Annotated in this window: 10 protein-coding genes; 4 read left to right on the top strand and 6 right to left on the bottom strand. The window is 62.9% G+C overall.

Annotated elements, in window-relative coordinates; genetic code table 11:
- Positions 1 to 41: 41 nt before the first annotated feature.
- On the bottom strand, positions 42 to 1343 hold the full coding sequence (locus Pan216_RS27205) for a hypothetical protein (protein WP_419193065.1): 1302 nt from the start codon (positions 1341 to 1343) through the stop codon (positions 42 to 44).
- A gap of 250 nt (positions 1344 to 1593) precedes the next feature.
- On the opposite strand from Pan216_RS27205, the gene Pan216_RS27200 reads away from it, so the two are divergent.
- A complete protein-coding gene (locus Pan216_RS27200; RefSeq protein ID WP_419193064.1) occupies positions 1594 to 3156 on the top strand; it encodes a mechanosensitive ion channel family protein in 1563 nt (520 codons plus the stop codon).
- Positions 3157 to 3856: 700 nt separating this feature from the next.
- Here Pan216_RS27200 and Pan216_RS27195 read toward each other — a convergent pair.
- Entirely contained in the window at positions 3857 to 4156 is a 300-nt protein-coding gene (locus Pan216_RS27195; protein WP_145263239.1) for a hypothetical protein, read from the bottom strand.
- Positions 4157 to 4509: 353 nt separating this feature from the next.
- Between Pan216_RS27195 and Pan216_RS27190 the strand changes: the two genes are divergently transcribed.
- Together Pan216_RS27190 and Pan216_RS27185 are read left to right on the top strand one after the other, a co-directional pair.
- Entirely contained in the window at positions 4510 to 5511 is a 1002-nt protein-coding gene (locus Pan216_RS27190) for an AAA family ATPase (RefSeq protein WP_145263237.1), read from the top strand.
- Between the two features lie 286 nt (positions 5512 to 5797).
- Complete coding sequence (locus Pan216_RS27185; RefSeq protein WP_145263236.1) at positions 5798 to 5983, top strand: hypothetical protein; 186 nt, start codon at positions 5798 to 5800, stop codon at positions 5981 to 5983.
- 105 nt (positions 5984 to 6088) lie between these two features.
- Here the strand turns inward: Pan216_RS27185 and Pan216_RS27180 are convergent, their stop codons facing one another.
- Positions 6089 to 7033: a PP2C family protein-serine/threonine phosphatase gene (locus Pan216_RS27180; protein ID WP_145263234.1), complete on the bottom strand. Its 945-nt coding sequence runs from the start codon at positions 7031 to 7033 to the stop codon at positions 6089 to 6091.
- Between the two features lie 220 nt (positions 7034 to 7253).
- Positions 7254 to 8441 (bottom strand): ABC transporter ATP-binding protein, encoded by a 1188-nt coding sequence (locus Pan216_RS27175; protein ID WP_419193063.1) that lies wholly within the window; start codon positions 8439 to 8441, stop codon positions 7254 to 7256.
- A 293-nt stretch (positions 8442 to 8734) separates the two neighbouring features.
- Between Pan216_RS27175 and Pan216_RS27170 the strand changes: the two genes are divergently transcribed.
- Entirely contained in the window at positions 8735 to 9505 is a 771-nt protein-coding gene (locus tag Pan216_RS27170; protein ID WP_145263230.1) for an enoyl-ACP reductase FabI, read from the top strand.
- Positions 9506 to 10879: 1374 nt separating this feature from the next.
- Here Pan216_RS27170 and Pan216_RS27165 read toward each other — a convergent pair.
- Complete coding sequence (locus Pan216_RS27165) at positions 10880 to 11215, bottom strand: hypothetical protein (protein ID WP_145263228.1); 336 nt, start codon at positions 11213 to 11215, stop codon at positions 10880 to 10882.
- Positions 11216 to 11321: 106 nt separating this feature from the next.
- On the bottom strand, positions 11322 to 13037 hold the full coding sequence (locus tag Pan216_RS27160; RefSeq protein ID WP_145263226.1) for a cation:proton antiporter domain-containing protein: 1716 nt from the start codon (positions 13035 to 13037) through the stop codon (positions 11322 to 11324).
- Positions 13038 to 13592 lie beyond the last annotated feature (555 nt).

Here is a 13592-nt window from a genome sequence, read left to right as displayed (position 1 = left end):
GCAGCCAGTGGCACCCGAACAGTCCGAGAGAAGCAAGGCTCCTACGGCAGCGGCAGATCCTTGAACTCGATCGGCACGCTGACGGTGCCGATACCGGTGGGAACCGTCGCGATCAGCTTCACGTCCGATCGCTTCGCGGGAACATCGACGAAGATGTACTCGAACCCGACACGCGAATCCTCGAGTACCAGCGTGCTGAGCCCACCGTTCTGGGCGAAACGGCTCCCGTCTCCGAGTTCGAGATAGACCTCCGGTTCGAGCAGGCTCCGTAGGTGACTCGGAATCGCCCGGCGATCGTCCAACCACTCGAACTCGAGCGCGAACGTGTAGATGCCGTCGTCCTCGAAGCTGTCGACCAGGTTGACGCGAAGATCGGTCGTGTTCTTCGTCTGCCGCTCATCCTTGGCCAGATCCTCGAACGTGAAGACGCTTTGGGCCGCGGGTAAGAGCAAGCCGATCTCCCCACGCAGCGACTTGATCGTCGTCGCCTCCCGTGGCGGCTGCTCCAGACGAAGCGTGAACTCCGTCACGATGCTCGTCGGGTCGACCTCGATCGTCAGTTCCTCGTCGCGGGCGAACGCGAGCGGTTCTCCCTTGTCCAGAATTGCCGCGAACTTCTCGAAGGGCACCGTGATCGCCAACGGCTTCAGACGCGGTTCGACCAAGACCTGCAAGTCGACGCGACACGAAGTGTCAGGTCGCGGCTGAAAGACGTTGCGCAATACGATCTGGGAGACCGCCAAACGCAGCGCCCCCGCGTAGTCGACCGGCGGCTGGACACCCGGGTTGCCGCTAATCCCGAGCGCGCGGCCCTGTGGATAGAGAAAGTAGGACGTGCCGGCTTGTTCGTTCATCTGATCGAGCGCCTGCCAAAAGGTCGTTTCCTTCGGCAGACTGACAAGGGCGTCGCTGATCGGCTGGTTCAGTTCCAGACGCATGTCGACCATGCGGTTGCCGGTCGCCTCCTCGATCTCCAAGAGAAGCTCCTCGACCGCGAGTTTCTTCGCGAAGGGGCCGATCCGTGAGCCTTCGACGTCGCGCTGCCGTTTCGCATCCCAAAGCGCGGGCAGGAGACGCTTCAAGCGATTGTGCTGCTCGGCCGAGAGCCCACGGTCATCGAGCGCCGGCAAGTACTCGATCGCGTCGGCGCCCAGCGAGCGGAGCGCTTCGCCCGCCTTCTCCCGATCGGACCGCTTGGGTGCGTCGAGCTCCTTGACGAGATTCTCGACACGCTGTTTCGTCTCGTCGACGGGTGGGGACGCCTCCAGCGCCACCGCGCCACCAAGTCCCACCAAGAGCCCGACGACCGAAGCGACACTCGAAACGCCCACGCGAATCGACACGGCAGCACTCCCTGCACTCGACAGATCGCCACGGGCCCCAATCCGGCGGACCGACGGTCCCGCGACTTCCCCGCAGCGGACTCATTGTAAACAAAGTCGGGATCGCGCACCCCTCCTGGGGAGAAGACTGGCAACACCTCCCCGGACACCGTACGCTGTCACTTCGATTGACGATCGCGTGCCCGCGCCGACGCGGAGTCGTCCCGTCGCCTTGGGCACCGAAAGTATTGACTCACGGGATAGGATCACCATGGACGCTGGGTTGGCCCACGCGACACACCCTCTCTTCGCGGCCGTCGGTGGCCAGGACTATTGGGACCATCTTCGCGAAGCGTTCCCCTACGGAGGCATCGGCGAGGCGATCGCCTTCGTTCTGATCGTCTTCATCATCGTGTTCGGAGGCGAGAAGCGGCGCCGGCTCGCCTCGGGCCCCTTCTGCTTCTGTGTCATGTCGATCGCGTTGTCGCTGATCGCCTCGGCGGTTCCGGCCTCGACGTCGCTCTACACGACGCTCGTCCTGGGATCGCTCTTCCTGCTTCTCTCGGCGATCGGCCGCTGCGTGATGGTCATCATCGTCGAATTGCTCCTAAGCAATTTCCTAACGGCGATGCCGAAGATCTTGCTCGACATGATCCAATGGCTCATCTACATCGTCGCGCTGATGATGGTCCTCAACGACGCCGGCATCCGCGCCGCCCAACTGGCGACCGGCTCGGCCCTGCTGACCGCGGTCATCGGACTGTCGCTGCGGGACACGATCGGCAACCTCTTCGCCGGTTTGGCGATCCAGGCCCAGCGGCCATTCGAGGTCGACGACTGGATTCAGTTCGACGACAAGTCCTACCACATCGGCAAGGTGATCGAGATCAACTGGCGCGCCACCACCGTGATCACCCTCGACCAAGTCGAGGTCGTCGTCCCCAACGCCACGCTCGGCCAAGGCCACATCCGCAACTTCAGCAAGCCCAACCCCTGGTCGCGGCGGTCGATCTTCGTCACCGTCCCCTACGCCGTCCCTCCGGTGCGCGTGCAGCAGATCATTCTCGACGCGATCGCCGACTCCTACGGCGTCCTGACCTACCCGGCGCCATCGGTCGTCACCAACGACTTCAACGATCGCGGTGTCGAGTTCTGGGTTCGGTTCTTCACGACCGAGTTCGACAAGCGCGATAAAGTCGACGGCTCGGCACGCGACCGGATCTGGTACGCGCTCAAGCGTCACGGCGTCGAGCTCCCCGTCGCCCAGCGCGAAGTCCGGCTCGAGCACAACAACGAGGACGCCGAGTCGCGCATGCAAGCCGCGGCGCTGGCCGAACGCCGCACCGTCCTGCGCGAGCTGCCGCTATTTGTCTCGCTCTCCGATCAAGCGATCGATCGTTTGGCGTCGATGGCCGAGACGAGACTCTATTCCGATGGCGAGGCGATCATTCGTCAGGGAGACGAGGGGGACGAGCTCTTCGTGATCGAGCAGGGGGATGTCCGCATCAGCAGCGGGATCGAGAACAAAGAGAGCCTGACGATCACCCAACTCGGACCGGGGACGTACTTCGGCGAGATGTCGTTGATGACGGGAGCGCGGCGCACCGCCACGGTGCGGGCGGTCGGCAACGTCGTCGTGCTGGTCGTCTGCAAGGCCGCCTTCCGGCAGATCCTGCTCGCGTTCCCGAGTTTGGTCGAGGAGATTTGCAAGACGATTTCCGAGCGTCGCCAAGAGCTCGGCGATCACCACGAGAATCTCCGCCGAATCGACGACAGTGCCCCCACCGCCGAAGACGGCCTTCTCTCCCGCGTCCGCGAGTTCTTCTCGCTGTAGACTCTCCTGTACTCTCCTGTGCTCCCCCTTGTCCAAGGGGGAGATAGAGGGGGGCTTCCCTTCTTCTTCTCCATCACGCCGGATCGCCTCGGTTGCTCGCCAATGGACAAGAGGCCCTAGAAAACGCCACCAATCGACGGGCGACGACGTTCCAAACTCCGGGGCTCGTGTTCGCGAGGCGAACCCAGATTGACGAGCGATCAACCCCTTTCGCATCACTGACGATCGTCCCGTGCATCGCCTCTGATCCGCCAACAGGTTCGGGACTGCCTCAGCCGCGAAGCGACGACGGTTGCTAGCTAGGGGTTTCAACCCCTGGTTTGGGAAGGATTTGGTTCGAGCCCCGAAGGTGGCGACGGTAGCCTGTGAACTACCTGCGCCCCTCTGGGGCTTCATGAATGGATCGGCATCATTTCCAGGGGTTGCCACCTCTGGCGACGAACCCCCGACTAGCAGCCCGTTGATTTAAGCGGGCCATGGCGAGAACGAGCGATGTTGGCCCAGATCAAGGAGAAGAAACGCAGGCGAATCCGCCGGTCCGTCGAGTTTCTCCAACGCCGAGATTGGCCAAGAGGGCCGTTCGTAGCCGGCAGCGAATAGATGTTGGGAGAACGGATGCCGTCGATGGGAGCCAGGGGGGAGCAACGGCACTCGGGCCAAATGAGCAACCGGACAACGAAGGCGTTGGTAGCGACGTCCGTCAGTTCGGGAAGTTGAGCCGGGCGGCGGGATTGGTGTCGATCGAGAGATTGATCAACGGATAGTTGGGATAGACGCCACGGAAGTCGAACATGTAGCTCGGATTCTGGGTTCCGAACTCCTGGTAGTGCCGCGGGAGCATGTAGCCGGGCACGGGCGGCTCGCTGTACCAAACGGTCTCGCCGCGGATCGGGAACTTGTTGCGACGGTGACGGTGCTTCCACTTGCCCGCTTGGGCGACTTCGGGCAGTGTGATCATCAAAACCAGCAGTGCGCAGGCGGTGACGAACGAGCGTCTCATGGCGGAACTCCTCGGCAATCGTTGGTCGAGTCTGGTCAAATCAGATCGAATGGGCCGACGTGCGTTCCCTGCGACGACGAACTACTCTCCTGCGCATTATGACTGACGAGCGTCCGTCCGCGTCGAATCGGCGGACATCCGATGCGAACGACCGCCTTCCCAGCGCGCCACGATCGCGCCAGTCCCTACAAGCGTGCCCAGTATCGACTCAACCCAACGCCCGCGACGAGAATTGGCTCAAGTCATCAACGCGTGTCCCGGGGAGAATCGCCCATGCGACGACGACCGCCGATTGGTATCCTTGGTGAAGGCCGGGGCCACCGGCGGGAACCACAGCGAGAAGGGCACCGACGTTGAATACGCCATCGTTCGAGCAGGAAGCCGAAGAGTTCCGCCAACTGCACACCCGGCTGCGCGAGGAGATCGGCAAGGCGATCGTCGGCCAGCGAGAGATCATCGACGGCGTCCTGACCTGTGTCTTCGCGGGGGGCCACGCCTTGCTCGAGGGCGTGCCGGGCCTGGGCAAGACCTATCTCGTCCGTACCCTCTCCGAAGTCCTCGATCTTCCGTTCAAACGCATTCAGTTCACGCCCGACTTGATGCCGGCGGACATCATCGGGACCAACGTCCTGGCCACCGGCGACTCGGGCGATCGCAAGCTCGTCTTCCAACCCGGCCCGGTCTTTGCCCAGATCGTCTTGGCCGACGAGATCAACCGGGCCACCCCGAAGACACAGTCGGCCCTGCTTGAGGCGATGCAGGAGCACTCCGTCACCGTCGGAGGGACGATCCATCGCTTGGACGAGCCCTTCTTCGTCATGGGAACGCAAAACCCGGTGGAGCAGGAGGGGACATATCCGCTCCCCGAGGCTCAACTCGACCGCTTCTTCTTCAAGCTGCTGGTCGAATCGCCCAAGCGAGAGGAGATTGCCGGGATTTTGGAGAGGACGACCACGGAGAAGAAGCCGGAAATCAACTCGGTGGTCGACGGCCGGGAGATCGCTCGCTTCCAGCAACTCGTCCGGGAGGTGCTGATTGCCCCGCACGTGACCGACTACGCGGTGCGTCTCGTGCTGGCGACTCATCCGTCGAGCGAGTTCGCTCCGGTGACCGTCGGCCGTTTCGTGCGGTTGGGGAGCAGTCCGCGCGGGGCGCAGACGCTCGTGCTGGCCGCGAAGGTCCGCGCCCTGGTTGAGGGGCGGATCAACGTCAGCTACGACGACGTCCGCGCCGGAGCGGTCGCGGCGCTTCAGCATCGGCTATTGCTCAACTTCGAAGCCCACGCGGAGGGTGTCGTCGCCGACCAGGTCGTGCACGAAGTGATCGAGGGGACGCCGGAGAAGGCTTCCGACTGACCCGAATTGCTCCGAGAGTCTCGTCGCTGCGCCGATTCTGACGATTCGGGCACGGGAAAGTCGAAAAGCGGGGCCGGGGAGCGGCGAGCATTGCTTGCGGCGAAGGCCAAGGTGAGCTACAACGGCAAAGAGAGTAGCCGCGCGGCGATGCGGCTGCTAGCGTAACCCTTCTTCGAGGTAGTCACCGCGAAGGGTGCCGCGGCACATCGAACGCGATCGGGTCTGGACGGAACAAGGCCATGGTCTGCATGCCCAGGGATGGTGACGGAGCCGGATTTTGCACGCGATGAAGTTGTCCAAAGTTCTCAATCTGGTCACGCTGATTATCGCGGCGATCCTCGCCGTCATCTTCATTCTTGACCTCGTTCTCGGCCTTCCCTTCGGTCGCTACAGCCTGATGACCGACATCATCGTCCTGGTCGCGGCGGGCCTCATTATTTGGCAGGGCTGGGAAACGCACAAGCAGTTCTAACGCCGCGTGACTCACGTTTACGTGGGCATGCGAAGCGACTCATGCTCGCGCGATCATGCCGCGAAACGCCCATCCTCCAGGAACAACCTCGGACCGAGATCTCGGCTACCGGCGCCGACGTGGCCCCAGGTCCTTCGCATTGATGATGATCGTGTCGGTATCACTGACGGCCGACGAGCCCGGTTCGTCATCCTCGATCAAGTCCTCAATGGACGGATGCATTGGCTGCCAGTCCCGCTTGCAGCGGGCGGCGATGACGGTCACGTTGTCCGTTCCCCCGCGCCGATTGGCCTCCGCGATCAGCGTCTTGCAGATCGTTTCGGCGGACCCTTGCCGACGAAGGATCTCGGCGATCGACGCGTCGGTCACGTGCTTGGTCAGCCCATCGCTACACAACAGTAGCGTATCCCCGAGGAAGAGCTCTTCGGTCTCGACGTCGGGTTTGACCTCCCGATCGGGGCCAACGACATTCCAGAGGACCATGTCGAGATGGGAACTCTCGGCCTCCTCGAGATCGAGCTCCCCTTCCTCAATAAGCTTCTCGGCCAAGTTGTGATCCCGCGTCAGGCGCCGGAGGACCGCATTGCGCATCAAATAGCAGCGACTGTCGCCAGCGTGGACGACGAAGAGCTTCGGCCACAACAGGTACGCCATCGTGATCGTCGTGCCCATCCCGCGATCCTCCGCATCGGGCGCGACGCAATCGTCCATCGACGCTTGGCAGTGCGTTAGGCAATGGCGCAAGTCGTCGACGAACGAGGACTCGTTGGACGCGTCGATCCGTCGATGGCGCGTGGCGAGATTGTGGACGCATTGGCCGATGGTTTGGACAGCGATCTGGCTGGCGGTCTCCCCGCCCTTGACTCCACCGACGCCGTCGGCGATGACGAGGAGCTTCGCGGGAGAAGGATCACTCGAGGCCGGAATTGGGGAGTGCGACTTTCCATCGAAGTAGGATTGGGCGACGTCGGCGATGAGCAGCCGATCCTGGTTGGTGTCGCGGACGCGGCCAATGTCAGTGGCGCCATGGCAGTCGATCAGACTCGACATTCTCGACCTGCTCCTCCGCCAAGGTCCGCGCCGTCGGCGCTGCCCCTCCACGAAATGTCACCTTCGCGGGTCACGGCAACAAGGCCCCTGGCGGGGTTCCCGGCCCCGCGGTGACGGGGCCGCCCGGACGAGAGTCGGGCTCGAACGACTCGGCGAACGAGGGAGCCTGACGGAGACTCTCTTCGCAAGGGGGTACCTATTATCGTAGAGAACCCTTCGGCTAGCTGAAAGACGCACTTCCGCTCATGGAGGCGAATTGACGCCGATGATGCAAAAGGGCTCGGCCCGACGTTGTCTCGAAGACCGACCAGGCGCCAAGGCGCAACTCGACATGGTCCCCGACATGAATGGGACAGTGCCGCGGCTCGATCGCCGAGAGACGCTGGCTCCCCGCGGCGATCTCCAGCAAGAGATCCGACCCACGCGAGCGGCGACGCACGACGTGACCGCCGACGTCTCCATCGGTGGTACGAAGGTGGACCTGCTCGGGGCGTACTCCCACCGTAACTTCTAACGGCAAGTGACCGAGAACGTCGCCAGTGCAATCCCACTGAAGTGAAAAAATTCCGTCGTCGCTGGTCAGATTCCACCGGTTCTCCAGGCGTTCCAGTCGCCCAAGAAAGAACCTCATCGGTGGATCGCCAATAAATTCCGCCACGAAGCGAGCGGACGGGCTGTCGTAGACCTCCTCGGGAGGCCCGACTTGCAGGAGTCGCCCCTCATCCACCACCGCCAGCCGCGTCGCGAGCGCCATCGCTTCGGCATGGTCATGAGTGACATGAACCAGGGTCATCCCTCGGTCCGCAATCAATCGTCGTAGATAGTCGCGCAACTCCGCCCGGCGCGGGGGATCGAGCTTCCCGGTCGGCTCGTCGAGAAGCAACAAGTCCGCCCCCCGGACGATCGCGCGACCCAGGGCGGTTCGCTGACGTTCTCCCGCGGAGAGTTCATCGACTCGTCGGTCGAGCAGGTGCTCCAAGCCAAGGGTTTCGGCGGCCTCCGCGACGGAGCGTTCAATCACCGCGTTTTCCGCACGGAGATCCTGGCTCGAGTTGCTCCAGCGGTCCCAGAAGAGCCGAGCCGAGTTGATGCCGGCATGGAGACTGGCCCCGAGCCGAAGATTGTGGCGGACCGAGGTTCCCGGAAGGAGAGCCGGCTCCTCGAACATCATCGCGAGCTCCCGTTCGCGGGGGGGGATCCCGGCAGCGTCCCTTCCACGAAGGAGCAGTCGGCCACTGGTCGGCTGTTCCAACCCGGCGAGGAGCCGGAGGAGGGTCGACTTGCCGGAGCCGGACGGTCCGACGATGACGAGGTGCTCGCCGGGGGCGATTTCGAGCGAGAACTGATCCAAAACGGCCCGTTTTCCGTCGAAAGTCTTGCCGATTTGATCGAAAACGACCGCATTCATGACCAAATCCAACAAAAACGGGCCCATTTCTCGCACCGACGCGCCGTTCCAGCAACCACGAACGACGTCCCGACGGGCTCCTGCCGGGGTCGTCGGGAACTCCATCCTCCGTCCCCGCGATTCATTGTCAACGGCTACTCCCGAGCGACTTCGATCCCCGACAGAGCGTCGCTGATGGTTGTCGCTTCCGACTGATCCAGATATCCTTTGGAGATCAAGCCAAAGAAGGCCGTGAGGGAACAGGCCCTTTCCCAGCGGGGAAAGAGGACCGTCCGGAAAGGGATGGAGAGGAAATGGGTATTTTCAGTGGCAAGACAGGTCTCGTCCTGGGCGTCGCCAACGATCGGAGTATCGCGTGGGCGATGAGCGAGGCCCTGGTCGCGGAAGGCGCGGAACTCGGCTTCAGTCATCTCCCCGGCGAGCGCAGCGAGCGGCGCGTCCGCCAGTTGGCCGAACCGCACAACGCCAAACTCATCATGCCCTTGGACGTGCAGAAGGATGAGGAAATCGACGCCTTCTTCGACAAGGCCAAGGAGATCTACGGCAAGATCGACTTCGTCATCCACTCGATCGCCTACGCCCCGACCAAGGAACTCCAGAACCCTTACTACATGATCAGCCGCGAGGGCTGGCACATGGCGATGGATATCAGCGCCTACAGCCTCCTGGCGACGACCCGCGCGGCCCTTCCGCTCATGCCCGACGGTGGGTCGATCGTCACGCTCACCTACTTCGGAGGCGAGAAGGTCATGCCGGGCTACAACGTCATGGGCGTCTGCAAGGCGGCGCTCGAACACACCGTCCGTTACCTCGCGTGGGACTTGGGCGAGAAGAACGTTCGCGTCAACGCTCTGAGCGCCGGCCCGATGCGGACGCTAAGCTCCGCCGGGATCTCCGACTTCGACGAGATGCGCGAGCACCAGGCGCAGAAGAGTTGCTTGAAGCGAAACGTCGATCCCAAGGAACTCGGGTCGACCGGCATCTACCTGCTCAGCGACATGTCCAACGGCGTCACCGGCGAGACGATCCACGTCGATTGTGGGTACAATATCGTCGGGCTGTAGCGCCGAACTATGGTGGTGGGGTCATGACCACGCTGACTGAAGCATGTCTTATGCCCGAGGGTGGCCCAGATTGCTCGTCAATCTGGGTTCGCACCGCGAACACGAGTCCCGGAGTTTGGAACGACGTCGGCTGTCGATGGATGACGTCTTCCGGAGTCTCTTGTGGCTTCGCCACCTCGGTTGACAAGCAACCGAGGCCACCCGGTCTTTTGTGGCGGGTGGCCCAGATTGCTCGCCAATCTGGGTTCGCACCGCGAACACGAGTCCCGGAGTTCGGAACGTCGTCGGCTGTCGATTGATGGTGTCTTCCGGAGTCTCTTGTGGCTTCGCCACCTCGGTTGACAAGCAACCGAGGCTACCCGGCCTTTTGTGGCTGCGCCGCGGGTGGCCCAGATTGCTCGTCAATCTGGGTTCGCACCGCGAACACGAGTCCCGGAGTTTGGAACGTCGTCGGCTGTCGATGGATGACGTCTTCCGGAGTCTCTTGTGGCTTCGCCACCTCGGTTGACAAGCAACCGAGGCCACCCGGCCTTTTCTGGCGGGTGGCCCAGATTGCTCGTCAATCTGGGTTCGCACCGCGAACACGAGTCCCGGAGTTCGGAACGTCGTCGGCTGTCGATTGATGGTGTCTTCCGGAGTCTCTTGTGGCTTCGCCACCTCGGTTGGCAAGCAACCGAGGCCACCCGGCCTATTCTGGCGGGTGGCCCAGATTGCTCGCCAATCTGGGTTCGCACCGCGAACACGAGTCCCGGAGTTTGGAACGTCGTCGGCTGTCGATGGATGGTGTCTTTCGGAGTCTCTTGTGGCTGCGCCACCTCGGTTGACAAGCAACCGAGGCCACCCGGCCTCTTGTGGCGGGTGGCCCAGATTGCTCGCCAATCTGGGTTCGCACCGCGAACACGAGTCCCGGAGTTTGGAACGTCGTCGGCTGTCGATTGATGGTGTCTTTCGGAGTCTCTTGTGGCTGCGCCACCTCGGTTGACAAGCAACCGAGGCCACCCGGCCTTTTCTGGCGGGTGGCCCAGATTGCTCGTCAATCTGGGTTCGCACCGCGAACACGAGTCCCGGAGTTCGGAACGCCGTCGGCTGTCGATTGATGGTGTCTTTCGGAGTCTCTTGTGGCTGCGCCACCTCGGTTGGCAAGCAACCGAGGCCACCCGGCCTTTTCTGGCTGCGCCACCTCGGTTGGCAAGCAACCGAGGCCACTCGGCGCGATGGGGAGGAAGAAGGGAAGCCCCTGTGAAAAAGTGAAGCCTCCCTCTATCTTCCCCTTGTCCAAGGGGGGAAAGAGGGGGGGCGGCTCTTCGGCTCATGAACTTCGCTTGAGCGAACGCCCAAACCTCGATGGTGGATCAAGACCCGCCCTACTCGCGGTCAGCTTCCACCTTCCTCGTGGCGAGACCCAGTCGACTCGTCCTCTTCCTGCCGAGACGCTTTCTCCTGGCGACCCTTGGCTTCGTCGGCGATGAGGCCCTGGGCGAGGAACCCGGCGGCACAAATGTCGGCGAGATCCTCGTCGGAAAGCTGGCCGGCGATCTCGCGAGAACTCTCCGTGGCGGTCGCCTTAGAGACATCCGCGCCGCGCATCTCCTCGGCGGCCTGCTCGGGGTTCGACTCCTTCAGACGCTGCAACTCTTCCAACGTCTTCTGGATTTGCTGACGTTTCTCTCCCGTCTCCGCCATCAGCACGAAGGCCGCTTCGTCGAGCATCGGTCTCGCTCCTCGTTGCTCCGTGAGAAGATCTCGCGAATCACCACCTTTCCAATCATACACGATGGACGCGGATGCTGGGAAAGCTCCCGGCAGAAAGCGGCCGTCAAGCGGCCCCCAACGGCTCCTTCATCGCGTCCTCGGTCTTCAGGATCGCGAGAAACTCGGTGCGTGTGGGAGCGTGTAGTGCCGTCTGCCGGACCTTCCATTGCTTGAAGAGCTGCGCGATCTCGCCACCAAGTCGGCGCTGGTCCGCCTCGTGCTTCGGGGGCACGAGGATCAGCGCGACGAGCTGAGCGGGCCGGCCGTCGAACGATTGGAAGTCGACTCCCGTCGGCGACATCCCGACGGCGATCGCGGGACTTGGCAGACCTTCGATCCCGGCGGTCGGCAGCGCGATGCAGTTCTGCGTGCCGCTGGCCATCTGCCGCTCGCGGCGCCAGACCGACTCGGCGATGACACTTGCCTCGATCCCGACGTCGGCACTCACCAGAGCGGCCAACTCCTCGATCGCCCCCTTCCTATCGTTCGCCTCGAGCGGGTTGACAAATCCATGAGCCGTGATGCAGGAGGCCAGTGACAGCGACTTGTCCGTGCTGAGCAGCGCTTTGACCAACGGCCCGCACATGATGGAGGTCCCCATCGCGGTGATGACCAACGCGACGAAGAGTTGTTCGCCGATCAAGCCGTTGCGCAGCGCGAGGAAGCCGAGGATGATCTCCATCGACCCGCGCGAGTTGAGCCCGAACGCGACCGCCCACGACTCGCGGTTCTCAAGCCCCGAGAGCTTCGCCCCGAGGAGAGCTCCGGCGATCTTGCCGACACACGCGATCGTGAAGAAGACGACCACCAACGGGAGATGGAAGTTCTCGGCGAAGTTGACCCGCAGCCCGATCGTCGCAAAGAAGACCGGCGCGAAGATGAACGAAATGAACTGATCGAGCATCCAGCGGGTCCGGCGGTTGAAGTGGGGCGAGTCTCCCACCGCGACACCGACCAGGAAGGCTCCGAAAATCGCGTGCACTCCGATCCACTCGGTCAGGGCCGCGCAGAAGAACGCCAGGGCGACGAGGGCGGCCAAGAGCCCGCCGGGCCAATGCGTGTACGCTTGAAGCCATGGCAAGATCCGGTGGCAGAGCCAGCGGCCGATCGTCAGCATCCCGAGCGCGAACCCGATGGTCATCAGGATCGTCGTCGCGACGCCGCCACCAGTTCCCTGCCCTTGAATCATCGCCAGGATCGCCGCGAAGAGGAGCCAGCCGATGAGGTCGTTGAGAACCGCCGCCGCGATGCAGATCGCCCCGAAGTTGGTGCGGTAGAGGTTCAGGTCCATCAGCGTCTTCGACAGGATCGGCAGCGAGGAGATCGACAGCGCCGTGGCGACGAATAGGGCGAAGTTGAGCAGGTTCGCCTTCGGCTCGAACCCGATCATCGTCGGCAGGGTCCAAGCGACCCCGAACCCGATCGCGAAGGGGAAGATGATGCTCAACGCGCCCACGAGCAGAACCGCCCTGCCCTGGGCGAAGACCGTCTTGAGGTCCATCTCCAGCCCGGTCACGAGCAGAAAGAGGGCGATGTAGACGTTGGTGAGTCCGGAGAGAACGAGGGCGTTGGCCCCCTTGGCGGGAAAGAGCTCGTCGAAGATCCCTGGGGCGACGGTTCCCAGGATCGTCGGTCCCAACACCACGCCCGCGAGCATCTCGCCGAGGACGGCCGGTTGGCCGATCCAGAGGGAAGCTTCGCCCAGAATCCGGGCCACGATCAAGAGCGTGCCCAGGCTAAGGAACATGATGGAAAGTTGCTCGTTGCTGAGCTGATCCATGAGAGCCCCCTTCGTGAAGCGTGCCGCCCACGCTACCGGATAGGGCGCCGTCTCGACAAGTCGAGTTGACGTTGAATCGGGGAAGGGAGAACTTCTTGTCTGGGGGGATTTAGGGGGCTCTTCGGTCTTCGTAGAGACGAACGCCGTCGGCTGTCGATGGATGGTGTCTTCCGGAGTCTCTTGTGGCTGCGCCACCTCGGTTGGCAAGCAACCGAGGCCACCCGGTCTCTTGTGGCGGGTGGCCCAGATTGCTCGCCAATCTGGGTTCGCTCGGCGAACACGAGTCCCGGAGTTCGGAACGTCGTCGGCTGTCGATTGGTGGTGTCTTTCGGAGTCTCTTGTGGCTGCGCCACCTCGGTTGGCAAGCAACCGAGGCCACCCGGTCTCTTGTGGCGGGTGGCCCAGATTGCTTGTCAATCTGGGTTCGCTCAGCGAACACGAGTCCCGGAGTTTGGAACGTCGTCGGCTGTCGATTGATGGTGTCTTTCGGAGTCTCTTGTGGCTGCGCCACCTCGGTTGGCAAGCAACCGAGGCCACCCGGTCTCTTGTGGCGGG

This window comes from Kolteria novifilia (assembly GCA_007748055.1).
Lineage (GTDB): Bacteria > Planctomycetota > Planctomycetia > Kolteriales > Kolteriaceae > Kolteria > Kolteria novifilia.
The sequence above is the reverse complement of the archived record's forward strand: the minus strand, read 5'-3'. Positions and strand labels throughout refer to the sequence as shown.

Coding starts and splice junctions, on each gene's coding strand:
- Pan216_RS27200 (WP_419193064.1), top strand. CDS start 1,594: ATGGACGCTGGGTTGGCCCACGCGACACACCCTCTCTTCGCGGCCGTC.
- Pan216_RS27195 (WP_145263239.1), bottom strand. CDS start 4,156: ATGAGACGCTCGTTCGTCACCGCCTGCGCACTGCTGGTTTTGATGATC.
- Pan216_RS27185 (WP_145263236.1), top strand. CDS start 5,798: ATGAAGTTGTCCAAAGTTCTCAATCTGGTCACGCTGATTATCGCGGCG.
- Pan216_RS27180 (WP_145263234.1), bottom strand. CDS start 7,033: ATGTCGAGTCTGATCGACTGCCATGGCGCCACTGACATTGGCCGCGTC.
- Pan216_RS27175 (WP_419193063.1), bottom strand. CDS start 8,441: ATGAATGCGGTCGTTTTCGATCAAATCGGCAAGACTTTCGACGGAAAA.
- Pan216_RS27170 (WP_145263230.1), top strand. CDS start 8,735: ATGGGTATTTTCAGTGGCAAGACAGGTCTCGTCCTGGGCGTCGCCAAC.
- Pan216_RS27165 (WP_145263228.1), bottom strand. CDS start 11,215: ATGCTCGACGAAGCGGCCTTCGTGCTGATGGCGGAGACGGGAGAGAAA.
- Pan216_RS27160 (WP_145263226.1), bottom strand. CDS start 13,037: ATGGATCAGCTCAGCAACGAGCAACTTTCCATCATGTTCCTTAGCCTG.